Source organism: Pseudomonas sp. R5-89-07 (assembly GCF_003851685.1).
Taxonomy (GTDB): Bacteria; Pseudomonadota; Gammaproteobacteria; order Pseudomonadales; family Pseudomonadaceae; genus Aquipseudomonas.
Genome location: NZ_CP027727.1, coordinates 3,389,408 through 3,410,980, shown reverse-complemented (window position 1 = coordinate 3,410,980; position 21,573 = coordinate 3,389,408). Strand labels below are relative to the sequence as shown.

The 21,573-nt window shown below is 61.3% G+C and carries 26 protein-coding genes; 15 read left to right on the top strand and 11 right to left on the bottom strand.

Annotation, left to right across the window (positions count from 1 at the left end):
* Window positions 1–46: 46 nt before the first annotated feature.
* On the bottom strand, window positions 47–649 hold the full coding sequence (locus C4J94_RS15625) for a response regulator transcription factor (RefSeq protein WP_124387008.1): 603 nt from the start codon (window positions 647–649) through the stop codon (window positions 47–49).
* Window positions 650–728: 79 nt separating this feature from the next.
* On the opposite strand from C4J94_RS15625, the gene C4J94_RS15620 reads away from it, so the two are divergent.
* Window positions 729–2,342, top strand: coding sequence for a hybrid sensor histidine kinase/response regulator (locus C4J94_RS15620; protein WP_124387007.1), 1,614 nt, complete (start codon window positions 729–731; stop codon window positions 2,340–2,342).
* On the opposite strand, the gene C4J94_RS15615 is transcribed toward C4J94_RS15620, so the two are convergent.
* Window positions 2,332–2,670, bottom strand: coding sequence for a hypothetical protein (locus C4J94_RS15615; RefSeq protein ID WP_124387006.1), 339 nt, complete (start codon window positions 2,668–2,670; stop codon window positions 2,332–2,334). The two genes, C4J94_RS15620 and C4J94_RS15615, sit on opposite strands and share 11 nt — an antisense overlap.
* Before the next feature lie 176 nt (window positions 2,671–2,846).
* On the opposite strand from C4J94_RS15615, the gene C4J94_RS15610 reads away from it, so the two are divergent.
* Window positions 2,847–3,359, top strand: coding sequence for a GNAT family N-acetyltransferase (locus C4J94_RS15610; RefSeq protein WP_124387005.1), 513 nt, complete (start codon window positions 2,847–2,849; stop codon window positions 3,357–3,359).
* A gap of 106 nt (window positions 3,360–3,465) precedes the next feature.
* Window positions 3,466–3,948 (top strand): DUF488 family protein, encoded by a 483-nt coding sequence (locus C4J94_RS15605; protein ID WP_124387004.1) that lies wholly within the window; start codon window positions 3,466–3,468, stop codon window positions 3,946–3,948.
* On the opposite strand, the gene C4J94_RS15600 is transcribed toward C4J94_RS15605, so the two are convergent.
* From C4J94_RS15600 to C4J94_RS15585, 4 genes are all read right to left on the bottom strand, one after another.
* Complete coding sequence (locus C4J94_RS15600; RefSeq protein ID WP_124387003.1) at window positions 3,897–4,718, bottom strand: hypothetical protein; 822 nt, start codon at window positions 4,716–4,718, stop codon at window positions 3,897–3,899. The two genes, C4J94_RS15605 and C4J94_RS15600, sit on opposite strands and share 52 nt — an antisense overlap.
* Before the next feature lie 97 nt (window positions 4,719–4,815).
* Window positions 4,816–5,304 (bottom strand): HIT family protein, encoded by a 489-nt coding sequence (locus tag C4J94_RS15595; RefSeq protein ID WP_124387002.1) that lies wholly within the window; start codon window positions 5,302–5,304, stop codon window positions 4,816–4,818.
* A gap of 157 nt (window positions 5,305–5,461) precedes the next feature.
* Complete coding sequence (locus C4J94_RS15590; RefSeq protein ID WP_124387001.1) at window positions 5,462–5,944, bottom strand: copper chaperone PCu(A)C; 483 nt, start codon at window positions 5,942–5,944, stop codon at window positions 5,462–5,464.
* Window positions 5,944–6,552 carry an SCO family protein gene (locus C4J94_RS15585; protein ID WP_034106413.1) on the bottom strand — a complete coding sequence of 203 codons (609 nt, stop codon included), beginning with the start codon at window positions 6,550–6,552 and terminating at the stop codon, window positions 5,944–5,946. The genes C4J94_RS15590 and C4J94_RS15585 overlap by 1 nt, the downstream gene beginning before the upstream one ends.
* 179 nt (window positions 6,553–6,731) lie before the next feature.
* Here C4J94_RS15585 and C4J94_RS15580 point away from each other — a divergent pair, with 179 nt between their 5' ends.
* Together C4J94_RS15580 and C4J94_RS15575 are read left to right on the top strand one after the other, a co-directional pair.
* Window positions 6,732–7,115, top strand: coding sequence for a DUF2946 domain-containing protein (locus C4J94_RS15580; protein WP_124387000.1), 384 nt, complete (start codon window positions 6,732–6,734; stop codon window positions 7,113–7,115).
* A gap of 62 nt (window positions 7,116–7,177) precedes the next feature.
* The gene (locus C4J94_RS15575) at window positions 7,178–7,723 is read left to right on the top strand and encodes a putative natural product biosynthesis protein (RefSeq protein ID WP_124386999.1); all 546 of its coding nucleotides are present in this window, start codon (window positions 7,178–7,180) and stop codon (window positions 7,721–7,723) included.
* Between the two features lie 66 nt (window positions 7,724–7,789).
* Here the strand turns inward: C4J94_RS15575 and C4J94_RS15570 are convergent, their stop codons facing one another.
* Window positions 7,790–8,266 carry a hemerythrin domain-containing protein gene (locus tag C4J94_RS15570; RefSeq protein ID WP_124386998.1) on the bottom strand — a complete coding sequence of 159 codons (477 nt, stop codon included), beginning with the start codon at window positions 8,264–8,266 and terminating at the stop codon, window positions 7,790–7,792.
* 289 nt (window positions 8,267–8,555) lie between these two features.
* Here C4J94_RS15570 and C4J94_RS15565 point away from each other — a divergent pair, with 289 nt between their 5' ends.
* Entirely contained in the window at window positions 8,556–8,762 is a 207-nt protein-coding gene (locus C4J94_RS15565) for a PLDc N-terminal domain-containing protein (RefSeq protein ID WP_124386997.1), read from the top strand.
* 63 nt (window positions 8,763–8,825) lie between these two features.
* On the opposite strand, the gene C4J94_RS15560 is transcribed toward C4J94_RS15565, so the two are convergent.
* Window positions 8,826–9,386, bottom strand: a complete 561-nt coding sequence (locus C4J94_RS15560) for a type 1 glutamine amidotransferase domain-containing protein (protein WP_124386996.1) — start codon at window positions 9,384–9,386, stop codon at window positions 8,826–8,828.
* Between the two features lie 30 nt (window positions 9,387–9,416).
* Entirely contained in the window at window positions 9,417–9,920 is a 504-nt protein-coding gene (locus tag C4J94_RS15555) for a DUF4142 domain-containing protein (protein WP_124386995.1), read from the bottom strand.
* Window positions 9,921–10,118: 198 nt separating this feature from the next.
* Between C4J94_RS15555 and C4J94_RS15550 the strand changes: the two genes are divergently transcribed.
* From C4J94_RS15550 to C4J94_RS15540, 3 genes are read left to right on the top strand one after another with little or no spacing between them, the layout of a single operon-like run.
* Window positions 10,119–10,328, top strand: a complete 210-nt coding sequence (locus C4J94_RS15550; protein WP_124386994.1) for a hypothetical protein — start codon at window positions 10,119–10,121, stop codon at window positions 10,326–10,328.
* Between the two features lie 4 nt (window positions 10,329–10,332).
* Entirely contained in the window at window positions 10,333–10,764 is a 432-nt protein-coding gene (locus C4J94_RS15545) for a DNA methylase (protein ID WP_124386993.1), read from the top strand.
* Window positions 10,761–11,489, top strand: coding sequence for a DUF72 domain-containing protein (locus C4J94_RS15540; RefSeq protein WP_256657533.1), 729 nt, complete (start codon window positions 10,761–10,763; stop codon window positions 11,487–11,489). Before C4J94_RS15545 ends, C4J94_RS15540 begins: the two co-directional genes overlap by 4 nt.
* On the opposite strand, the gene C4J94_RS15535 is transcribed toward C4J94_RS15540, so the two are convergent.
* Complete coding sequence (locus C4J94_RS15535) at window positions 11,454–12,239, bottom strand: DeoR/GlpR family DNA-binding transcription regulator (RefSeq protein ID WP_124386992.1); 786 nt, start codon at window positions 12,237–12,239, stop codon at window positions 11,454–11,456. The two genes, C4J94_RS15540 and C4J94_RS15535, sit on opposite strands and share 36 nt — an antisense overlap.
* A gap of 120 nt (window positions 12,240–12,359) precedes the next feature.
* Here C4J94_RS15535 and C4J94_RS15530 point away from each other — a divergent pair, with 120 nt between their 5' ends.
* Window positions 12,360–13,535: an alpha-hydroxy acid oxidase gene (locus C4J94_RS15530; protein WP_124386991.1), complete on the top strand. Its 1,176-nt coding sequence runs from the start codon at window positions 12,360–12,362 to the stop codon at window positions 13,533–13,535.
* Window positions 13,536–13,712: 177 nt separating this feature from the next.
* Here C4J94_RS15530 and C4J94_RS15525 read toward each other — a convergent pair whose 3' ends face one another.
* The gene (locus C4J94_RS15525) at window positions 13,713–14,639 is read right to left on the bottom strand and encodes an alpha/beta hydrolase (protein ID WP_124386990.1); all 927 of its coding nucleotides are present in this window, start codon (window positions 14,637–14,639) and stop codon (window positions 13,713–13,715) included.
* 182 nt (window positions 14,640–14,821) lie between these two features.
* On the opposite strand from C4J94_RS15525, the gene C4J94_RS15520 reads away from it, so the two are divergent.
* The 5 genes from C4J94_RS15520 (at window position 14,822) to C4J94_RS15500 (ending at window position 21,555) form a co-directional block, all read left to right on the top strand.
* The gene (locus tag C4J94_RS15520; RefSeq protein ID WP_124386989.1) at window positions 14,822–15,409 is read left to right on the top strand and encodes an NUDIX domain-containing protein; all 588 of its coding nucleotides are present in this window, start codon (window positions 14,822–14,824) and stop codon (window positions 15,407–15,409) included.
* A gap of 283 nt (window positions 15,410–15,692) precedes the next feature.
* The gene (gene lexA / locus C4J94_RS15515) at window positions 15,693–16,310 is read left to right on the top strand and encodes a transcriptional repressor LexA (protein WP_124386988.1); all 618 of its coding nucleotides are present in this window, start codon (window positions 15,693–15,695) and stop codon (window positions 16,308–16,310) included.
* Window positions 16,310–16,924 (top strand): translesion DNA synthesis-associated protein ImuA, encoded by a 615-nt coding sequence (imuA, locus tag C4J94_RS15510; RefSeq protein ID WP_124386987.1) that lies wholly within the window; start codon window positions 16,310–16,312, stop codon window positions 16,922–16,924. Before lexA ends, imuA begins: the two co-directional genes overlap by 1 nt.
* 7 nt (window positions 16,925–16,931) lie before the next feature.
* Window positions 16,932–18,347 (top strand): DNA polymerase Y family protein, encoded by a 1,416-nt coding sequence (locus C4J94_RS15505; protein ID WP_124386986.1) that lies wholly within the window; start codon window positions 16,932–16,934, stop codon window positions 18,345–18,347.
* A 136-nt stretch (window positions 18,348–18,483) separates the two neighbouring features.
* Window positions 18,484–21,555, top strand: a complete 3,072-nt coding sequence (locus tag C4J94_RS15500; RefSeq protein ID WP_124386985.1) for an error-prone DNA polymerase — start codon at window positions 18,484–18,486, stop codon at window positions 21,553–21,555.
* Window positions 21,556–21,573: the final 18 nt, after the last annotated feature.

Sequence of the window (21,573 nt, the reverse complement as noted above, 5' to 3'; positions counted from 1 at the left end):
AAAATATTATTAAGCTTGGGAGTGAGCATAAATATCGGATGCAGCGTCAGAGCGCTCCGGAATACTTCACCGCTGCCGCTGCCCGCGACGGCACCTTCAAACTGCGCAGCAACGACGACACATGAATGCGCACGGTAAACGGCGAGATTGCCAGGGCCTTCGCGATTTCCTTGTTGGTCTTGCCCTGGGCGATCAGGCGTAATACGTCTCGCTGGCGGGCAGTAAGCGTGTGGGTGTCGAGGGGCAACAGGCCTGATGGCGCGAACTTGACCAGCACTTCGCCGTCTCGGATCGCCAGCAGTGCCAGGCCGATTTCATCGGGAGCAATGTTCTTGCCGATAAAACCGTCGACGCCCAGGGCCATGACCTGTTCGATCAGCGCCGGGTCATCCACCATCGACACCACCACCAGCGTGGTACGCCGCAGTTGCCGGCGCAGGTCGGCGAGCTGGCTCATGCTGGTCAGGCCGGGAAAGCGCAAGTCGAGGATCAGCGTGTCGATATCGTCGCAGTCAGCCAGCAACTGGTGCACCGCATCCAGGTCGCCGGCTTCCTGTACCACGGCCTCGGGTAGCAGGCGCTGCACGGTGCGCGCCATGCCCTCGCGAAACATCGGATGGTCGTCGGCGATAATAATCCGGCCGGTCATGCTGGGCTCCTTCCTGGGGCTGTGCTGAGGCATGTTACTTTACCCCCGCGCCCACAAAGGGCATGTCAAGGATATGACTATGAGTGTTGAAACTAGCTCCGAACTCGACCAGGCTAACCTGCGCATCGTGGTGGCAACTATCGCCATTGTGTATATAAGCGTGCTGGGTTTTTTGCCCGGGCATTCGCTGGGCACCTATCTGCCAGTGATGGTGTACATCGTCGTGTTCCTGCTGGTGTCTATCGTACTGCGTCAGGTGATCGCGCGCTGGCCGGGGCATTACCCGGCGCGGCGGATCTTCGGCATGCTGCATGACTACACCGGCACCTCGTTCGGCCTGGTAGTGGGCGGTGAAGCGGCGCTGCCGCTGTATGCGGTGATGGTGTGGGTCAACCTGGGCAATGGCATGCGCTACGGCTCCCGTTACCTGGCGATTGCCACCGGGCTGGCGTTGCTGGCGCTGCTGGTGGTGTACCGGCTTACGCCGTTGTGGCAGGCGCAACCGTTCATGGTGCTGATGTTGATGATCACCAGCACCGTGATCCCGGTCTATGCGCATATTCTGCTGGAGCGTACGCGCAAGGCCTCCGAAGAAGCCATCGCCGCCAACCTGGAAAAGTCCCGCTTCCTGGCCCAGGCCAGCCATGACCTGCGCCAGCCGATTCACTCCATCGGCCTGTTCACCGCCTGCCTGCGCGAAGCCCGGCTGGGCGATGAAGAGCGGCGATTGGTGGACAATATCGACCGTTCGTTGCTCAACGTGTCGCAGCTGTTCCGCTCGATCCTTGACCTCTACACCCTCGATAACGGTCGGCTGCTGCCCAAGTACCAGGTGATCGACCTGGGTGAGTTCCTCGCCGACCTGGTGCGCCAGAACGCCGAGGCGGCGCGCTGGGCCGGGGTGCACTTGCACTTGCGTCCGTGCGCGCACTGGGTGCGGGTTGATCCGGCGTTGCTGGCGACCATGGTGCAAAACGTGCTGTCCAATTGTTTCAAGTACGGCGCGCAACGGCCGGTGTTGATCGGCGTGCGCAGACGTGGCGGCGATTTGGCGGTGGAGATTCACGACCGTGGGCGGGGAATTGCCGAGGAGCATCTGTCAAAGGTCTTCGAAGAGTTTTATCGGGTGCGCCACGTGCGCGACAAAGACGTCGAAGGTGTGGGCCTGGGGCTGTCGATCGTCAAGCGCCTGGGACAGTTGATGGGCCTGCAGGCAAGCCTGCGCTCGCGGGTGGGGCACGGCACTTCGGTCAGCCTGTACGGCCTGACGCCAACCTGCGCCCCACGTCAGCCGGCCCCACGCGATGAGGCGCGCCAGGCCGGGCTGCTGACGGGTTTGAAAGTCTGCCTGGTGGAAGATGACCACAACGTACTGCTCGCCACCCAGGCCTTGCTGGAACGCTGGGGCTGCCAAGTGCAGGCAGAATCATCAGGACATGACCTGGTTAGTGACTGCGACATCATCGTCGCCGACTATGACCTGGGCAATCACGCCACCGGTATCGAATGCATCGACCACCTGCGCCGGCAGCGCGGCTGGGCGGTGCCGGCGCTGATCCTTACCGGGCATGACGTGGAGAAAATCCAGGCCGCGTTGCACGACCGTCAGATCGCCATCTTGTCCAAACCGTTACGCCCTGCGGAACTGCGTGGCACCTTGCGTGAGCTCGGTCGGAAAAAAATTACTGCATGAACGGTGGCATCAACTGGTTGCCCCGCGCTCCCTTGGGTTGGCACATGGCGTTGGGTTTTACGAGGCCAAAGCTTCCGATTGCCATCAGTCCACCACCCACCCCACTGGAGATCACACAGTTGTAGTCACCGGACGCGGTGCTGGCTATGTAGTAGGTGGTCATGGAATCACTTCGCACATTGGAGATACGCTTCACCGGCTCACCCAGATTGGTTTCCGACAGCGTCTTGAGACGATCTTCGGTGGGTTTGATATTGCTGCAGCCGGCGACGCCGATGATCAAGGCGCCGAGCAGGACAACACGAGTAGCAGAGGAGTGGAGTTTCATGGTGCTTCTTCCTTGGGGTTGTGAGGGTTTTTCCGACGCGCAACGGTGCCGCACGCGCTGAATACGGGTGTTGGCTGAGCGTTGGAGGTGCGGGGGAATATAGCGTTGGAGAAGGGGTGGGTCGATTAGCACAAATGGGCTAATGGCAGTTTGAAATCTTGGAGAGGGACAGTGCTGTGCTTAGGATAAAACGCGCCACACCAGCCGACGCTGACGAGGCGTTCGAGATTCGCCGCGAAGCCATTCGCAGTCAGTGCATTGGCGCCTACAGCGCTGAGCAAATGGCGCTCTGGACCCGGGGCTGCGCAAGCGACGGTTACAGCGTATTGATGGAAAAACTGTTCTACATCGGATGGGTGAACGGTGAAGCCGTTATCAGCGGCATGCTCGATCTTGCCAACAACGAAATCGGGGCGTTATTCGTACGGTCCGCATTTGCCGGGCGCGGTTATGGCAAGGCGATGCTTGACCATCTTGAAGACGTCGCGCGGCAGCATGCCGTTGCGCAAGTGGTGCTGGATTCGACGTTGAACGCGGTGAGCTTTTATCAAGCGTGCGGGTATGTGGGGCATGAGCAGGCAGTGTATCGCTCGCCAGCGGGATTGGTGTTGGCATGTGTGACTATGGTGAAAAAGCTTGCTTGGGATTCTGGTGCGGCAGGCAGCCAGAGTGAGTGCCTTGTTACGTAATTGCCCGCTCCGCCTGTCACTCGCAGAGCCTTGGAACCCGCGCCAGTGTTATAGTCCCGGCGCTTTTTACCGTTCGATTACGCCGGGAGGCCCCAGGAGAATCCGCATGAACCTCTACACCGCTGGCTACGAAGGGCTGTCTATCGACGCGTTTATCGCGCAGCTCAAACACGCCGGTATCGACAAGGTGCTTGATGTACGTGAATACCCGTTGTCGCGTAAAAAAGGTTTTTCCAAAAATGCCTTTGCCCAGTGTCTGGCTGTGCATGGAATCGGCTATGAACATAGCCGACCACTCGGTTGCCCGAAACCCATACGCAAGCAGTACAAGGAAGACGGCAATTGGTCGACCTATGCGCGGGACTTTCGGGCTTATATCCGAACGCAAGGCGATGTGTTGAACTCGCTGGTTTCCAAAGCCGCCGTACAACGTATTTGCATGGTCTGCTACGAAGCCGACGCAAACTTCTGCCATCGTAGCCTGATTGCTGAAGCAGCCCAGGAAGTAGTTGCCTCGCTACAAACTCGACACCTCTCTCAGAACAACGCTATCTGCGGATGCCCTTCATTGAGTCGCTTAGGAGGGTAGATCAAGCTGACAATTAGCCATTGGCCAGGAAAACGATGGATGGTGCCCATGAGAAGCATCAGGTCCCTGGCGGGTAGATCGATTTCGAGTTTTTGACGCAATGGCGCCTCCCATCCTGACGCACCATATTTGCGATGCACGTTTCTATAGAGCTGGCTAGCTTCCCAGTCGACAATTTTATGGGTATGAGATTTCAGCACCCCGCCAGACATGCATTCGTAGACGTAGTGAAAGTCAAATGGCACTTTCTCCAAGCGCTTTATGCTGGCGTGATCCCGCTCTTCAAACAAAGAGTATTGGCGTTGCATTGATTGCAGCTTTTCAATCTCATCAAGTGTCCAGTCTGCGGAGGCTGACTTCTTGATGCGCAATGCAACAATACGTGCAGGTCTTACCAGACCTAGCGTAACGTTGTAGTTGATCCTTGCTCTTTCCAGCGCGTCAAAGCTCTCATAAACGGTCAGTTTTTCCAGCAGTCTCATTCGTTCGTGCCAGTCTCCAGCGGGCAAGACACTACCCACGCAGATGCTGTCCACGCCGATCTTATGGCTTTCTGGTCTGCGGTCTGCCGGGCTTCGCTCAATAGTTGCTTCAATCCATTGCCATTTGGCGAACCGTTGTTCACCGGTGATCAGGCGAAAAGGTACTGGATAAAGTCGTATAAGATTGCCGTGCTCGTCCATCCCTGCCACACAGGACGTTTCGGCGTATTTAGCGCTTGGTGAAGGGTAGGTTTTACATAGAATCAGAATTCGAACTTTGCGTTTCATGCAGCCATATCCAAAGGTCTTTTCTGAACTGTATCCGCCCATTGGGAAGTTGCCAGAAAGACTTGTAACCGTGCGTGGATATGCCTTCAAACAATTTCTATTGATCTGCGAAACCAGTGCGCAATCGCTCAATCACCTGTTTCACCCCGGGCCCCTGAATCTGCGGCGGTGCATCACTCTCGCCAAACTCACGCCACACAAACAACGTCAGCTCGGCTCCATCGGTCAGGTCCCTGGCGAGTGTTTGCGAGCCGAAATTGTGCAGTGCGCGGTAGCGTTCGTCTTGCCAGAACGCTTGCTCCACCCAGTCATAGACGGGGATCAAATGAAAGTGCAGCGCGAACCCCGGCATATGCCCGTAGCGGCTGATATACAGCCACTTGGGCTGCAGCTGCGTTTCCATTACCCGTTGGGTTCGGGCGAGCAAGCCGCCCAGTTCGGCCAGTGCGGCGTCGGGCATGTCGGCCAGGGAGGCAATCGGTGCCTTGGCGCCCAGCATCAGGTAGCCGGGCAGTTTTGTAGACTGGTGATGGTTGAGCAGCCAGTGTTCGGTCTGGTGCAGGATGAAGGCGGGGTCGATTGGCATGGGCGCGCGTCCAGGTTGGCTGGTGCGGCAGGATAACAAGTATTCCCCATGTGGGAGGGGGCTTGCCCCCGATGGCGGTGGCTCAGTCACGAATGTATGTGCTGATACTCCCTCATCGGGGGCAAGCCCCCTCCCACATTTTTAGCCGAGTTCGACTTCAATGCATCTTGCTATGGTCCATGTGGCTATGGTCCATGCCATCCAGCCCCCGAGCAGCAGCCTTTACTTCAATGCTTTGCTCTGCGCCCTTGGCGTCTTTTACCGTGAGGGTCAGCGGCACCTGGTCGCCTTCCTTGATCTGGCCGGTCAGGCCCATCAGCATCACGTGGTAGCCGTTCGGGTCGAGGGTCACGGGCTTGCCGGCGGGCAGGGCCACCGCATTCACCGGGCCCATGCGCATGACGTCGTCTTTCATGCTCATTTCATGGATCTGCACGTCCTTGGCCACCGGCGACGCCACGCGCAGCAACTGGCTGTCGGTGTCGGCGGTGACGGTCATGAACGCGCCGCTGGACGGTTGGCCCGGTACGGTGGCGCGCACCCAGGCGTCGGTCACTTGCACCTGGGCGCTGGCGTGGGCGGCAAGACCGAGCAGCGTGAGGCCGAGGGTGAAACGCTTGAGGTGTTGAACGGCAGTCATTAGCAAACCTCCATGACGGTGAGCAGGTCTTCTGCGCACTCTTTAGCGGTAAGGGACGCCTGCAAGCCAAGGCGCAGGTTGCCACGGGTATCGAACACGAAACTGGTGGCGGTGTGGGACAGGGTGTAGGTGTCGCCGGCGGGGATCTTTTCATAGAAGATCCCGAACTCCTTGGCGGCCACGGCGATTTCTTCCGGGGTGCCGTAGAGGGCTTCGAAGCTGGGGTCGAAGGCCTTGACGTATTTGTCGAGAATCTCGGGGGTGTCGCGCTCGGGGTCCAGGGTGATGAACACCACCTGCATGATTTCACCGTCGCGGCCCATCAGTTTTTTCGCCTGGGCGGCGCGTGCCAGGGTGGTCGGGCACACCGCCGGGCACTGGGTGAAGCCGAAGAACACCACGGGCATCAGGCCACGGTACGAGCTCAGGGTGACAGTCTCGCCGTCGGTGTTCTTGAGCTTGAAGGTGCGCCCCATGATCTTGTCGCTGAGGTCCTTGCCATATTTGAAATTCAACTTGGGGCTGTAGTCACAGCCGCCCAGCAGGCTGCCCAGGCCCAACAGGCCCATGCCGGTCAGCACTTTGCGGCGGGTGAATAACGTACTCATCAACTGTGCATCCTGTGAAACGCCTGAATGGCTGTGCTGAGGCCCACCCGGCTTTGAAAAGGAGTAACGAGAAGGGTCAAGAGTCTACCAACCCTGGCCACCTTGCGTAATCTGCGACGTTCTGCCACAGGGGCGCGCTGCGCTTCATCCTTTTGTGGCTCGGTGGTAGAGTCGCCGCCATGAAATTGAGCCACCCTGACCGTGCGCTGATCGCCTGGGCCCTGTACTTCTGCGTACTGGTGAACCTGTTCGTGTGCGGGTTGGGGCACGGACAGATGATGGGCCAACAGCTCAATGGCATCGGCGGCCAGTTCTGTTCAGTGGACGGCGGCCAGCCGGCAGTTTCCGACAAAGGGTTGGCTGACCCGTCGTCCAGTAACATCTCGAACTACTTTGCCTGCCCGGTGTGCAGTGCTGTCACTGTCGCCATCGTCTTCCTGATTGGCCTGGCGTGGCTGCTAAGCCTCAAGCAAACCCCACGTGTGGCCCATGAACAACGCAACAAGGCGCCTCCACGTTATGTCTGGCCTTCGGCCAATCCCCGCGCTTCCCCCACATTCTGACGTGTGCCCTGGGCTTCCCGTAACCGGGAGGCATCCTATCGTCACGATTGTGAGTGCGTTTGATGAATTCCCTATTGCCTGCAAGCGCCGGTCGCCTGGTCAGCAAGGCCGCTCGACGGCCGCTCGCGGAACCGATGCTGCCGGACTATCCGAGTAACGCCCGCTGTTTCGTACACCTCGATGCGCGGTTGCTGCCGCATTGGCACACCTTGTTCGATGTGTGCCCTGCATTGCTCAAGCTCGACCCACCGGAAGGCTTGAACCTGTTTCGCAGCTTCATGACCTGGGCGTATCGCAACCGGCCAGCGTTGGACTGGACCTACCATTTGAACGTGTGCCGCTGGCTGCTGGGTTCATCCTACAGTACGCAAATCGGTGACGAACCTATCGAAGCCTTCATGGCCGCCGCCGCCGCGCGCTGGATTCTCACCGACGACAGCCAGGCCGCAGGGATTGCCCTGAGCTGGCGAAACGTGAGGGTGTTGGATTGGAGAGGCGCCGCTTCGACAGCCGCAGGGCGGCAGGTATCTGCGGCGCCTGACCTGGATTTCGGCTGGTGCCCCTTGAGTGAGCGAGGCGCGTTCGGCGAATGGTTGCCGGTACCGTAAAAGGTCTGGCTGATCCTTGCGAAGGATAACGCGACAGGGCCTGATGGCAGGCCTGTCGCGAGGGAATCACGCGGCCAATGGCTTGCTCGCCATCGACTTTTTATAGGCCGCTTTCATCGCTTCCATCTCGGCCCCCAGATCATCCAGCAGCGCCTTGCCCAACAGTTTCTTGGCTTGAGGAAACATCTCGCTTTCCTCTTCCTCGATGTGGTGCTCCAGCAGCTCTTTAACCACTTTCACGCGACCGGAAAACTCGGTGGATGAAGGGTCGGTCTGTTTCAGGTCGGGCAGCACCAGTGAATCGACGGTGCGGTGCTCTTCCTTGGCTTCGTGGTACATGATCTCCTGTTCCTTGCCGCCGGCTTTCTTGAAAGCAGGGTAGAGAATTTCCTCTTCCAGCTTGGTGTGCAGGGTAATTTCCATCTCCAGCTTGGCCAGCAACTCGGTGCGTTTTTTCACCCCGCGTTCGGTGGACTCGCTCAGTTGGGTCAGCAGGGCCTTGACGCGTTCATGGTCGGCTTTGAGAAGGTCGATGGCATTCATGTGGAACCTCACGGGTAGTCGTCGGGCATGTCGAAACGCACGCCTCGTGAGTAGGGTAAATGCATCAGGCGTACCAGCTTTTACACCTTTTGAAAGCTCTTTAAAATCAAAGGGATGGGAGTGACAAGGCGTTTCGTTGTCGTGCAGCTTGCATGATTTGGCCTTGACTGGATTGCACAATGCCGATCTGCCGACGCCGTACCTTCAGCGGTGTGCCCCCGACCAGAAAATCCAATGGAACCCTTGGCGCTTCTGCTTGACCTAACCCTTAGACCTCAGGAGGTGAAGCATGGAAATAAACTATATCTGGATCGCATTGGCGGTGATTTTGCTGCTCTTGGAATTGTGGGCGATCAGTACCGTATTGCGCAGCACCGGTGGCTGGGAGTCCAAGGGGTTGTGGCTGGTGGTGCTGATCTTCGTACCGCTGCTGGGGCTGATCGCCTGGGCGATGTTCGGGCCCAAGCGTGAGATGGCGCAACAGCGCAAACACTAAAGGCATTGAGCGATAAGAAAACAGGCGCCCCATGGGGCGCCTGTTTTTGTTGCAGCCTACGGATCAGCCCGCAACAGCCTTGGCAATCGCCTCATTGAACGCCGGTAGATCGTCCGGCGTGCGCGAGGTGATCAAGGTCCAGCCGTTGGCCGTGCATACCTGCACCTGAGCATCGACCACGCTGGCAGCGCCAGCGTTTTCAAGGTCGATACGCACGCTTTTATACGCGGTCAGGGTCTTGCCCTTGACCACGCCGGCGTCGATCAGCGTCCACGGGCCGTGACAGATCGCAGCGATGGTCTTGCCGGCCTGGGCGAACTCATTGATCAAGCGCAGCGCGGCGGCATCCTGGCGCAGGGTGTCGGCATTCACCGTACCGCCGGGAATGACCAATGCATCGAAGTTGCCGCTGACCACGTCCGACAGTTGCACGTCGGACTCCACCGTCTGGTCCTTTTCGGTATCGCCGACAAAGGTCTGGGTGATCCCGCCTTTGCTGGACGCGTGCGTCACCGTCGCGCCGTAGCCGCGCAGGGCTTGCAGCGGCTTGAGCAGTTCATCGCGCTCGATGCCGGTGTTGGAGGTGATGACGAGGATGTGCTTGCCGTTGAGTTGCGAACTCATGGTCGAGTGTCTCCTGGGGTCATGGGTGGATTACTTGGCGTACTTGGCTTGCAGTTCCTTGGCCATTTTCAGGTGCGCTTCAAGGGAAGGCAGGGTCTTGGTGGCGAAGGCTTTCAGCTCGGCGTTGTCCGAGGACTGGGCTTCCTTCTTGAACAATGCGACGGTGGTTTCGTGGGCGTTGACCTGGTTGTTGGCATACGCCTTGTCGAAGGATTCATCGCGCATTTCCAGGATGGCTTTCTTCGCCTTGTCCGTCAGGGCGGCGTCATCCGGTACTTCGATATCGAGCTTTTGCGCCAGTGCCGTCAGTTCCTGATTGACCTTGGTATGGTCGGTAATCATATGTTGCGCGAAGGTCTTCACGTCCGCCGAACCGCTTTTTTCCAGGGCCAGCTTGCCGGCTTCCACTTCGGTGATACCGCCTTGGGCGGCATTTTCGACAAAGTCGTTGGACGTTGCGGCCATTGCGGTGGAAATCGAGCCTGCTACCAGCGCGAATGTCAGGCCCATTTGTTTCATCAGTCGAGTCGTCATGGTGTCTCTCCTTGGAAATGGCGTGATGCCGTTACCTGACTGTTGAACCGAGACCTGCGCAAAAGGTTTAAATTTTTTTTGCGCGAATTGACCCAACGGCCAGACGCGCCAATTTCCTTGAACTAATGCAAATCCCTGCGGTTCTGCTGCATAGGACCGCCGCTCTCGGTGGCCTGTTATTGATCAGGAGATTGCACTGTGACCGACCACACGCCCGACGATAAAACCCCCGCGCCCATCAGCTCTGAAGACGTGCAAAAAGGCAATGCCGACGGCGCCAAAGGGCAGACGCTGGAGCGTCCCAACCCCAAGACCGAAACCATCGACAAGGTCGTCACGCCTACCTCGATCAAGGACATCGAACGCCAGACCGATGCCATCAACGAAAAGCTCAGCAAGGGTCAGTGAGCACATGGCCCGTTCCATCAGCGCGGCGCAATTGGGCATCGAGCTCAAGCCTGACGACGACAGCAGCCTCTTCAAGTGGTTTATCGCCAGTTTTCTGATGGGCAAGCGCATACAGGCGCCCATTGCCGCGCAGGCCTACAAGGTGATCGTTGAAGAGGAGGGCCTCGACAGCGCGCGCAAGCTGCAGCACTGCACGTCGCGGCAGTTGGTGGCGATGTTGGGGCGTGCGCATTACGTGCGCTACGACGAAACCACCGCGCAGCGCCTGTTGGACCTGAGCGCCAAGCTCAACGCCGACTACAGCGGTAGCATCAGGCGGATGGTGCAGGCCAGCGATAGCCGCCAGGCGTTCGAAAAACGCCTGGCTGAGTTCGACGGCGTCGGCCCCAAGACCATCGAGATTTTCATGCGCGATGCCGCCACGGTTCTGTTTTGACCGCACCTCTGTATGTGGGCTGCGCCGGCTGGAGTTTGCCCCGCGAACAGTGGCCAGCCTTCGCTGAGCAAGGCACGCATTTACAGCGCTATGCGTCGCGCTTCAACGCGGTGGAAATCAACAGTTCGTTTTATCGGCCTCACCTGCCCAAAACCTATGAGCGTTGGCGTGATTCAGTGCCCGCGGGGTTTCGTTTCTCCGTCAAGATACCCAAGCTGATCACCCACACGCGGCGCCTGCAGCAGTGTGACACCGCCTTGGACGAGTTTCTCGCGCAATGCCTGCAACTGGACGAGAAGCTGGGCTGCCTGTTGGTCCAGCTGCCACCGTCCCTGAAGTATGAGCCGTTGGTTGCCGGCGCTTTTTTCGAGGCGCTGCGCCAACGGTTCGCCGGTACTGTGGTGCTGGAACCGCGCCATGCCAGTTGGCTCGCTGCGCAGGCCTTGCTGCAGGCCTTCGAGATTGGCTGGGTCACTGCCGACCCTGCGGTGATCGCTCCATGCGAGGCCTGGCACGGCGTGCGCTATTGGCGCCTGCATGGCTCGCCACGGATTTATCACAGCGCCTATGGACACGAGCGGGTGCAGGCTTATGCACGGTTGTTGCAGCAGTCGATTGAGGCGGGCATTCCCACCTGGTGCATTTTCGATAACACCGCCAGTGGCCATGCGGTGGCCGATGCCCTTGACCTACTCGGCATCCATCCGCAAAACGTGCAGGCCTGATTGCTCGTAAGCCTCGACACCGGGCGCATCCCACTCGGTAATCAGCGTATGGATGCGGTTGCACGGCGCCACCACAAAGGGCTCCACCGCACCAAGCTTGTCCGAGGTGGTCACGGCCACCACTTGGGAGGCGCTGTCGAGCAGGGCTTGCTTGACGGCCACTTCAGCAAAATGCACAGACGTGATGCCCACTTGCGGGTGCAGTGCGCACACGCCGGTGAACAGCAGGTCGGCCTTGATGCTCTGGATCAGGCGCAGCGCTTCATGGCCGCCGGTGGAGAGGGTGACGGGGTTGAGTTGGCCACCGGCCAGGATCACGGTCACGTGGGGGTGGTCCGCCAGCGCAATGGCAATCATCGGCGATGGGCTGACCACGGTCAGGTGGATCGAGTAGGGCAATGAACGGGCGATCTGCAGGGTGGTGGAACCGGAATCGAACAGCACGATCTGGCCGTCTTCAACCTGTTGCGCGGCCAACTGTGCCAGGCGCCGCTTGACGTCATCGGTCTCGCCGACACGGGTGAAAAAATCCTTGCCGGTGTCCTTGGGCCGGGGCAGGGCGCCGCCGTGTACGCGCTGCAACAGGCCAGCGGCGGCGAGTTCGCCGAGGTCGCGGCGGATGGTGTCCTGGGACACGGCGAAATGCTCGACCAGCTCGGATGCCGTGACTTTGCCGTCGCGCTCCAGCAGCAACAGAATCTTTTGTTTGCGCAGGGAAGGCAGGTCGATGGCGTGATGGGTGTTTTGCATGTTTGTGCGCTTTATTGCGGGTTTGTGCAAGATTAAGCGCCGGCCTGTCCAAACGCAACGACTGGTTGCCCGAGCCATCGCCGGTTACTCTCTGGGTTCAGTTCAGGGAGAGGTGACCCGATGTCGTTGATCACAACCATCGAAGACTTACGCAAGCTTGCGCAAAAACGTGTGCCCCGGATGTTCTACGACTACGCCGATTCCGGTTCCTGGACTGAGAGCACCTACCGGGCCAATGAAAGCGACTTTGCCCGGATCAAGTTCCGTCAGCGCGTGGCGCGCAATATTGATGAGCGTTCGATTCGCGCCAGCATGATTGGCCAGGACATGGCCATGCCGGTGGTCCTGGCGCCTACCGGCCTGGCGGGCATGCAGCACGCCGATGGCGAGATCCTCACCGCGCGCGCCGCCGCAGCGTTTGGCCTGCGCTATACCTTGTCGACCATGAGCATCTGTTCGCTGGAAGACATCGCCGAGCATGTCGGTCAGCCGTTCTGGTTCCAGCTGTATGTGATGCGCGACCGGGGGTTTATCGAGCGATTGATCGAGCGTGCCAAGGCGGCGGGCGTTGACGCGCTGGTGTTGACGCTGGACCTGCAGATACTCGGCCAGCGGCACAAGGACTTGATCAACGGCCTGTCGGCGCCGCCCAAACTGACCCTGCCCAATATCCTCAACATGATGACCAAGCCGCGCTGGGTGATGGGCATGCTGGGCACCCAGCGCCGTGGCTTCGGCAACATCGTCGGGCATGTGACGGGGGTGGCTGACATGAGTTCGCTGTCGGCCTGGACCGCCCAGCAGTTCGACCCGCGCCTGAGCTGGGACGATGTGGAATGGATCAAGAAGTGCTGGGGCGGCAAGCTGATCATCAAAGGCATCCTTGATGTGGAGGACGCACGCCTGGCGGCCGATGCCGGCGCCGATGCGCTGGTGGTGAGCAACCACGGTGGTCGCCAGCTGGATGGTGCGCCATCGAGCATCAGCCAGTTGCCGGCGATTGTCGAGGCGGTGGGCAACCGCATTGAAGTGTGGCTCGATGGCGGTATTCGCTCCGGCCAGGACGTGCTCAAGGCCATGGCGCTGGGCGCCAAGGGCACGATGATCGGGCGCCCGCATCTGTATGGCTTGGGTGCAATGGGCGAGGCGGGTGTCACCCGAGCGCTGGAGATCATCGCCCGTGAATTGGACGTGTCGATGGCGCTGTGTGGCTATAACGATATACGTAATGTGAACCGCGAGATCCTGCTGCCTGGCACGTTTCCTGACGGCGTTGAATGGGCAAAAAAAACCTGAAAAAGTAAAAAGAGTTGTCCACGAAAACCGTGGGTATCTCTGTGGATAACTTTGCAAGGCCCCGGCCGCGTTGGTGATTTAGCCTGCGGTCAATATTTGATCAACTTTCAACAGGGGCCAATATGGGCAGGGTTTGCGCTTGACAGGCCTGAGCGAACCCAGTGCCGAAAAGCGCATTTACGAGTCGCCCACGCGGCCTTTGGAGTGCGTGACCACGGGTGTTGGCATCGTCGTTTGCATCAGCTTGTTCAGCGCCTGACCATAATTTCGCCCGGCCAGGCTCATGCTGTTGTTATGGCTGGCACCCGGCACCATCAACAGCCGCTTGGGTTCGCGGGCGGCTTCAAATAATTGCTGGCTGAAGCGCGGTGGCACGTAGCGATCATCGAGGCCATGCACCACCAGCAAGGGCATATGAATATCAGCCATCTTGTCGATGGAATCGAATTTTTGCGAGAGCAACCAGCGCACCGGCCATGATGTATTGGCGACGGCCGTGGCGACATCCCCCAGGGAGGTGAACGTGGACTCGATCACCAGCCCGCGCACCGGCAGCGGTACCTGCTTGCTCAACTGCGCGGCGAGGTCGATGGCCACCGCGCCGCCCAGGGAGTGCCCGTAGATCAAGCGTTTGCCGGGGTCTGGCTGCAAGGTCTGGAAGCGCTCCCAGGCGATGCGGGCGTCTTCATACACCGTGGTTTCCGAAGGCAGGTCGCCCTGGCTTTTGCCAAAGCCGCGATAGTCGATGGCCAGTACCGAAAAGCCCATGGCATGCAATTGCTCGATGCGAAACAGTTGGCCGGTGAGGTTCCAGCGCACGCCGTGCAGGTAGAGGATGGCGGGTGCGTCCTTTTGAGCGGCCGGGTACCACCAGCCATGGATATTCTGGCCGGCCTTGAAGGCTGCGGGCTTGATATCGAACTCCTGCACGGCGCTGGGGAGCCCGGTGTACCAGCCTGCGGTGCCCGGCTCGATGCGAAACACCAGTTCGCGCTCCTTGTGTTGCAACACGGCGCAGCCCACCGGCAGTCCGACGACCAGCACGGCCATGCACAGCAGCGCCAGCCAGCGCAGACCCCGACGGGGCATAGAACGAGAGGACATGAAAGTTCCATTACAAAAGCGAAGCACGGGTTGTACCAGATGGTCCGGGTTGGGGGCGAAATTAATGCGACGGCCGTGACGCAGGATTGCTTGCAAAGTGTTGCAGCGATGCAGGCGAGTCACCGGCTTGACGCTGCATGACCTGCACGCGATGCTCCGCTTCTTTGAGCAAAGGCCCGACCATGGACAACAGCCCCGTGCGCATCACTGCCGAAGAAACCCTTTCGGACAACTGGTACCTCTTGAAAAAATACAGCTTCGACCTGCGCCGCCGCGACGGCAGCTGGCAGGCCCAGACCCGCGAGGTGTACGACCGCGGCAACGGTGCGACCATCCTGCTGTATAACCGCGCCCAGCGCACGGTGCTGCTGATCCGCCAGTTCCGCATGCCCACGTTCGTCAACGATTACCCCGGTTACCTGATCGAAGCGGCGGCCGGCTTGCTCGACAACGCCAGCCCTGAAGAACGCATCCGCCTGGAGGCCGAGGAAGAAACCGGCTACCGCGTCGGGCATGTGGAGAAAATCTATGCGGCGTTCATGAGCCCGGGGTCGGTGACCGAGCGGATTCACTTCTTTATCGGTGAGTACCAACCGGGCGACCGGGTTGGCACAGGCGGTGGCTTGGAGGAGGAGGGCGAGGACATCGAAGTGCTGGAGCTGGGGTTCGAACAGGTGCTGGGGATGGTGGCCAGCGGGGAAATCGTGGATGGCAAGACCATCATGCTGCTGCAGCATCTGGAACTGCGCATGTTGAAAGAACGCTGGTAGCCCAATCGAGCCTGACGATCAACCTGTGAGAGCACCTGTCTTATTGGATTCAATTCAGAAGTCATCTGTGGCGAGGGAGCTTGCTCCCGCTGGGCCGCGAAGCGGCCCCAAACAATGGGCCTGCTGCGCAGTCCAGCGGGAGCAAGCTCCCTCGCCACAGGTACGGTGTTTGCCTTGACTGATTGGCATCAGGGCAAGCCCCTCCCTGTTTTGCTTGTGATTCCCAGGCCAATCCCCAGCCCCGACTGATGGCTATTGTCAGAAATTTCCGACAGGAGTACAAATGTACTCCATGACAAACCTGCCCCCCCGCCGCACTGCCATCCTGACCTTCATCCGCGACCGCATCGCGCAGCAAGGCCAGCCCCCGAGCCTCGCCGAGATCGCCGAGGCGTTCGGCTTTGCCTCGCGCAGCGTCGCCCGCAAGCATGTGGTGGCCCTGACCGAGGCCGGCTTTATCGAGGTCAACCCCAACCAGGCGCGCGGTATTCGCTTGCTCAACCAACCGCCACGCCCGGAATGGCTGGACATCCCGGTGCTCGGTCGGGTGGCGGCGGGCCTGCCCATCGGCGCGGATGCCGAAGTGCACAATCATCTGCAACTGGACCCCGCCACGTTCGCCAAGACACCGGACTACCTGCTGCGCGTGCAGGGCGATTCGATGATCGAAGACGGTATTCTCGATGGCGACCTGGTAGGTGTGCGGCGCAGTGTCGAGGCCTTGAACGGGCAGATTGTGGTGGCGCGCCTGGACGGTGAAGTCACCATCAAGCGTTTCGAGCGCAATGGCGACAAGGTGCGCCTGCTGCCGCGCAACCCGGCGTATCAACCTATCGTGGTCGGGGCCGATCAGGACCTGGCCATCGAAGGGGTGTTCTGCGGCCTGGTGAGGCAAGGCTGATGGGCGCCGTGGTTGCCCTGGACTCGCTGTTCAACGGCGGGCGAGTCTGGAAGGGTCGGCCCGCCGCGCCACCGGCCAGTGTGCACCCCACCGGGCTTGCGCCGCTGGACGCGGTGCTGCCCAGCGGCGGCTGGCCGGAAGCGGCGTTGAGTGAAATCCTGATGGCCAAGGACGGCGTGGGTGAACTGCAACTGGTGCTGCCAACCCTGGCGCGCTTGTCGGCGATGGGCGAACGCATTGTGCTGGTAGCGCCGCCCTACACGCCGTATCCCCATGCCTGGCAGAACGCCGGGGTGGATGTGCGCCAGCTCGCGGTGATCCAGGCCCAGGAACGCGACGCGCTGTGGGCGGTGGAGCAATGCCTGCGCTCCGGCAGTTGCGGCGCGGTGCTGTGCTGGCCGCACAAGGCCGATGACCGGGCCTTGCGCCGTTTGCAGGTGGCGGCGGAAACCGGGCAGACCCTGGCGTTTGCCTGGCGCGCCTTGAGTGAAGCGGTCAATCCATCACCGGCCGCCTTGCGCCTGGCGGTAGAGGCAAGGCCCGCGCAAGTGCGGGTGCTCAAGTGCCGGGGCGGCCTGGCTCACCCGGCGCCGATCGCCCTGGCGGGGCATTGAGGTTGCCATGCGCTGGGTGTGTATTGTCTTCCCGCAATTGGCGCTGGACGGGGTGTTGCGTGCCCATCCCGAGCCCGACCAGCCGCTGGCACTGCTGGCCGGTACGCCGCAGCGGCGCGTGTTGCAAACCGTCAATACCGCCGCCCGCGCCCTGGGGTTGCGCCCCGGCCAGTCGCTGACGGCCGCGCATGCCCTGACCAAGACTTTTGCCTGTGCCGAATACGACCCACTGGAAATCCAGCGCTGGCAGCAGTTTCTCGCCGCCTGGGCCTACCGCTTCAGTTCCCAGGTCAGCGTGTATTATCCACGTGCCTTGCTGTTCGAGATCGAGTCGAGCCTGGGCCTGTTCGGGCCGTGGCCGCAGTTCGAAGCGCGTTTGCGCAAGGAGTTGACCGAGCTGGGCTTTGGTCACCGCATCGTCGCCGCGCCCAACCCGGCGGCGGCGCGGGTGCTGGCGAACCGTTACGATGGCCTGGCCGTGGCTGACGACAGCACCCTGATGCAGGCCCTGGCGCCGCTGCCGATCGACCGCGCCGGGATTGAACCGCAGGCCGCCGTGGCTTTGTCGCGCATGGGCCTGCGCACGGTGGCCCAGGTGCAAGCGTTGCCCCGGCATACCCTGGCGCGGCGCTTTGACGCCAGCCTGCTCAAGCACCTCGACGCGCTCACCGGGCACCGACCACTGGCCCTGGAGTTCTATCAGCCGCCGGACCAGTTCGATGTGCGCATCGAGTTGAATTTCGACGTGCAATCCCACCAGGCGCTGCTGTTTCCCTTGCGCCGTTTGACCGCCGACTTGTCCGCCTTTCTGTGCGGGCGTGACAGTGGCGTGCAGCGTTTCGATCTGCACCTGGAACATGCCCAGGCTCCGGACAGCGTGATCAAGGTGGGCTTGCTCAGCGCCGAGCGTGAACCGGCAATGCTGTTCGAACTGGCCCGGGGGCGATTGGAACAGGTGCAGGTCACAGCGCCCGTGCGCGGTTTTCGCCTGGTGGCCCAGGACTTGCCGGTATTCGTGCCGCAACGCCAGGACCTGTTTGACGACCGTCCGCAACAGAGTTTGCCCTGGGAGCAATTGCGCGAACGCCTGCGTGCGCGCCTGGGTGACGAGGCGGTGCAGGGCCTGCGTTTTCACGCCGACCATCGCCCCGAATGCGCCTGGCAAGCCACTGTCGACAACCATCCGTGCCCGACCTTGCACAAGGTGCGCCGCCCTGGCTGGTTGTTGAATCAACCGACCTTGCTGGCCGAGCAGGGCGTACAGATCCTGATGGGGCCGGAGCGTATCGAATCCGGCTGGTGGGATGGCGCCGATATCCGCCGCGACTATTACCTCATCCAGACCCGCGCCGGCCAGCAAGGCTGGGCCTACCGCACGGTGGGGCAGCAGGATGGTTTGTGGTTGCAAGGCTGGTTCGCATGAACACCAACAGGCCACCACCCTTTGTAGGAGCGAGCTTGCTCGCGAAGGTGGGTAACGATAACGCGGGGCGCCTGAATGAATGCGGTGCCCCAGGGTTTTTCGCGAGCAAGCTCGCTCCTACAGGGGCGGGGCAGGCATGAGTTACGCCGAGCTGCATTGCCTGTCCAACTTCAGCTTCCAGCGCGGTGCCTCCAGTGCGCTGGAACTCTTCGAGCGGGCCAAGCGCCAGGGCTACAGCGCCCTGGCGATTACCGACGAATGCACGCTGTCGGGCATCGTGCGCGCCTGGCAGGCGGCGAAAGCGCTGGAGCTGCCGCTGATCATCGGCAGTGAGATGCGCATCGAGAATGGTCCGAAACTGGTGTTGCTGGTGGAGAACCTGAGCGGTTACCAGCACCTGTGCCGGTTGATTACCCTGGCCCGGCGCCGCGCTGAAAAGGGCAGCTATCGCCTGCTGCATGAAGACTTCGAGCAACCGCTGTCTGGCCTGCTGGCGCTATGGGTGGCCGAGGACAGCGACACCCAGGCGAGCATTCAGTGGCTGCGCCGTACCTTCGCCGAGCGCCTGTGGCTGGCGGTGCACTTGCACTGCGGGCAGGACGATGCGCGCCATCTGGAGCAACGCCTGCAACTGGCGGCCAGCCTGCAGATCCCGGCGGTCGCCTGCGGTGATGTGCACATGCATGCGCGTGGCCGCCGTGCCCTGCAAGACACCATGACCGCCATCCGCCATCACGTACCGGTGGCCGAAGCCGGCCTGCATCTGCACCCCAATGGCGAGCGGCACCTGCGCAGCCTCGACGCCCTGGCCGCGCTGTACCCGCAAGCCTTGCTCGATGAAACCCTCGCCATCGCGCGGCGCTGCAGCTTCGACCTCGGCCAGCTGCGTTACCACTACCCTCGCGAGCTGGTACCCGCCGGCCATGACGCCGAATCCTGGCTGCGCACCCTCACCAAGGAAGGTATCGCGCTGCGCTGGCCCGACGGCATCGACGCCAAGACCTTGAAGCAGATCAACACCGAGCTGGAGCTGATCAGCGAGTTGGGCTACGAGAGCTACTTCCTCACAGTGCACGACATTGTGCGCTTTGCCCGCAGCCGCTCGATCCTGTGCCAGGGGCGCGGCTCGGCGGCCAACTCGGCGGTGTGTTTTGCCCTGGGCATCACCGAGATCAACCCGAGCCTGAGCAACCTGCTGTTCGAACGCTTCCTGTCCAGGGAGCGCAACGAGCCGCCGGACATCGACGTGGATTTTGAACACGAGCGCCGCGAAGAAGTGCTGCAATACGTGTTCCAGCGCTATGGCCGTACGCGCGCCGCCTTGACGGCGGTGGTCAGCAGTTACCACGCCACTGGCGCGGTGCGGGATGTGGCCAAAGCCCTTGGGCTGCCGGCGGACCAGGTCAACGCCTTGGCCGAATGCTGCGGACGTTGGAGTGACGACGCGCCGCCGTTGGAGCGCCTGCGTGAAAGCGGCTTCGACCCGGACAGCCCGCTGCTGCGCCGCGTATTGACCCTGACCCAGCAGTTGATCGGCTTTCCGCGGCATTTGTCCCAGCATCCCGGTGGCTTCGTGATTTCCGAGCATCCGCTGGACACCCTGGTGCCGGTGGAAAACGCCGCCATGGCCGAGCGCACCATCATTCAGTGGGACAAGGACGACCTCGACGCCGTCGGCCTGCTTAAAGTGGACATTCTCGCCCTGGGCATGCTCAGTGCGATCCGTCGCTGCTTCGACCTGCTGCGTCGCCATCGCCACCTGGATTTGAGCCTGGCCAGCATTCCTCCAGAGGACCCGGCCACCTACGCGATGATCAGCAAGGCCGACACCATCGGCGTGTTCCAGATTGAATCGCGGGCGCAGATGTCGATGCTGCCCAGGCTCAAGCCGAAGACGTTTTATGACCTGGTGATCGAAGTCGCCATTGTGCGGCCAGGGCCGATCCAGGGCGGCATGGTGCATCCGTATTTGCGTCGCCGGAATAAAGAGGAAGAAGAAACCTATCCGTCGCCGGCATTGAAAGAAGTGCTGGAGCGCACCCTGGGCATCCCCTTGTTCCAGGAGCAAGTGATGCAGATCGCCATGGTCGCCGCCGACTACGGCCCCGGCGAGGCCGACCAGTTGCGCCGTTCCATGGCCGCCTGGAAACGTCACGGTGGCCTGGAACCCCATCAAAAGCGCCTGCGCGATGGCATGCTGAAAAACGGCTACACCGAAGCCTTTGCCGCGCAGATTTTCGAGCAGATCAAGGGCTTTGGCAGCTATGGTTTTCCCGAGTCCCACGCGGCCAGTTTTGCCTTGCTGACGTATGCCAGTTGCTGGCTCAAATGCCATGAGCCGGCGGCGTTTGCCTGCGCGCTGATCAACAGCTGGCCGATGGGTTTTTACAGCCCGGACCAGATCCTGCAGGACGCGCGCCGTCATCGCCTGCAGATCCGCCCGGTGGACGTGCAGGCCAGCGACTGGGATTGCAGCCTGGAGCCCATCGACGGCCAGCAGCCGGCGATCCGCATGGGCCTGCGCATGATCTCGGGGTTTCGCGAAGAGGATGGCCGGCGCATCGAGGCCGTGCGCCAGCAGCGTGCCTTCAGCGACATCGCCGACCTCGACGCCCGCGTCGGCCTGGATGCCCGCGCCCAGGCATTGCTGGCGGATGCCGGCGCGTTGCGCGCGTTGGCCGGTAACCGGCACCAGGCGCGCTGGGAGGTGGCCGGTGTGCACAAGCAACTGGGCCTGTTTGCCGGCCTGCCGAGCCCCGATGAAGCGGTGGTGACATTGCCCCAGCCCACGGTAGGCGAAGACTTGCATGCCGATTACGCCACCCTCGGCACCACCCTTGGCCCCCATCCCCTGACACTGCTGCGCGCCGAACTGCGCAAGCGCCGCTGCCGCAGTTCCCAGGAGCTGTTGACCGTGGAGCATGGGCGCAATGTGAGCGTCGCCGGGCTGGTCACCGGGCGCCAGCGCCCAGGCACCGCCAGCGGCGTGACCTTTGTCACCCTGGAAGATGAATTCGGCAACCTCAACGTGGTGGTCTGGCGCGACCTGGCCGAGCGCCAGCGCCGGGCCCTGGTAGGGTCGCGCCTGCTCAAGGTGGACGGGCGCTGGGAGGCGGTGGGCGAGGTGCGGCATTTGATCGCCGGGCGCCTGACAGATCTGACACCGCTGCTGGACGGCATTGTGGTGCGCAGCCGGGATTTTCACTGAGGCCAGTGGTTTCTTAAG

What these genes read in the sequence shown, in the direction of transcription:
- C4J94_RS15625 (WP_124387008.1), bottom strand. Translation starts at nt 649, where the DNA reads ATGACCGGCCGGATTATTATCGCCGACGACCATCCGATGTTTCGCGAG.
- C4J94_RS15620 (WP_124387007.1), top strand. Translation starts at nt 729, where the DNA reads ATGAGTGTTGAAACTAGCTCCGAACTCGACCAGGCTAACCTGCGCATC.
- C4J94_RS15615 (WP_124387006.1), bottom strand. Translation starts at nt 2,670, where the DNA reads ATGAAACTCCACTCCTCTGCTACTCGTGTTGTCCTGCTCGGCGCCTTG.
- C4J94_RS15605 (WP_124387004.1), top strand. Translation starts at nt 3,466, where the DNA reads ATGAACCTCTACACCGCTGGCTACGAAGGGCTGTCTATCGACGCGTTT.
- C4J94_RS15600 (WP_124387003.1), bottom strand. Translation starts at nt 4,718, where the DNA reads ATGAAACGCAAAGTTCGAATTCTGATTCTATGTAAAACCTACCCTTCA.
- C4J94_RS15595 (WP_124387002.1), bottom strand. Translation starts at nt 5,304, where the DNA reads ATGCCAATCGACCCCGCCTTCATCCTGCACCAGACCGAACACTGGCTG.
- C4J94_RS15590 (WP_124387001.1), bottom strand. Translation starts at nt 5,944, where the DNA reads ATGACTGCCGTTCAACACCTCAAGCGTTTCACCCTCGGCCTCACGCTG.
- C4J94_RS15585 (WP_034106413.1), bottom strand. Translation starts at nt 6,552, where the DNA reads ATGAGTACGTTATTCACCCGCCGCAAAGTGCTGACCGGCATGGGCCTG.
- C4J94_RS15580 (WP_124387000.1), top strand. Translation starts at nt 6,732, where the DNA reads ATGAAATTGAGCCACCCTGACCGTGCGCTGATCGCCTGGGCCCTGTAC.
- C4J94_RS15575 (WP_124386999.1), top strand. Translation starts at nt 7,178, where the DNA reads ATGAATTCCCTATTGCCTGCAAGCGCCGGTCGCCTGGTCAGCAAGGCC.
- C4J94_RS15570 (WP_124386998.1), bottom strand. Translation starts at nt 8,266, where the DNA reads ATGAATGCCATCGACCTTCTCAAAGCCGACCATGAACGCGTCAAGGCC.
- C4J94_RS15565 (WP_124386997.1), top strand. Translation starts at nt 8,556, where the DNA reads ATGGAAATAAACTATATCTGGATCGCATTGGCGGTGATTTTGCTGCTC.
- C4J94_RS15560 (WP_124386996.1), bottom strand. Translation starts at nt 9,386, where the DNA reads ATGAGTTCGCAACTCAACGGCAAGCACATCCTCGTCATCACCTCCAAC.
- C4J94_RS15555 (WP_124386995.1), bottom strand. Translation starts at nt 9,920, where the DNA reads ATGACGACTCGACTGATGAAACAAATGGGCCTGACATTCGCGCTGGTA.
- C4J94_RS15545 (WP_124386993.1), top strand. Translation starts at nt 10,333, where the DNA reads ATGGCCCGTTCCATCAGCGCGGCGCAATTGGGCATCGAGCTCAAGCCT.
- C4J94_RS15535 (WP_124386992.1), bottom strand. Translation starts at nt 12,239, where the DNA reads ATGCAAAACACCCATCACGCCATCGACCTGCCTTCCCTGCGCAAACAA.
- C4J94_RS15530 (WP_124386991.1), top strand. Translation starts at nt 12,360, where the DNA reads ATGTCGTTGATCACAACCATCGAAGACTTACGCAAGCTTGCGCAAAAA.
- C4J94_RS15525 (WP_124386990.1), bottom strand. Translation starts at nt 14,639, where the DNA reads ATGTCCTCTCGTTCTATGCCCCGTCGGGGTCTGCGCTGGCTGGCGCTG.
- C4J94_RS15520 (WP_124386989.1), top strand. Translation starts at nt 14,822, where the DNA reads ATGGACAACAGCCCCGTGCGCATCACTGCCGAAGAAACCCTTTCGGAC.
- lexA (WP_124386988.1), top strand. Translation starts at nt 15,693, where the DNA reads ATGTACTCCATGACAAACCTGCCCCCCCGCCGCACTGCCATCCTGACC.
- imuA (WP_124386987.1), top strand. Translation starts at nt 16,310, where the DNA reads ATGGGCGCCGTGGTTGCCCTGGACTCGCTGTTCAACGGCGGGCGAGTC.
- C4J94_RS15505 (WP_124386986.1), top strand. Translation starts at nt 16,932, where the DNA reads ATGCGCTGGGTGTGTATTGTCTTCCCGCAATTGGCGCTGGACGGGGTG.
- C4J94_RS15500 (WP_124386985.1), top strand. Translation starts at nt 18,484, where the DNA reads ATGAGTTACGCCGAGCTGCATTGCCTGTCCAACTTCAGCTTCCAGCGC.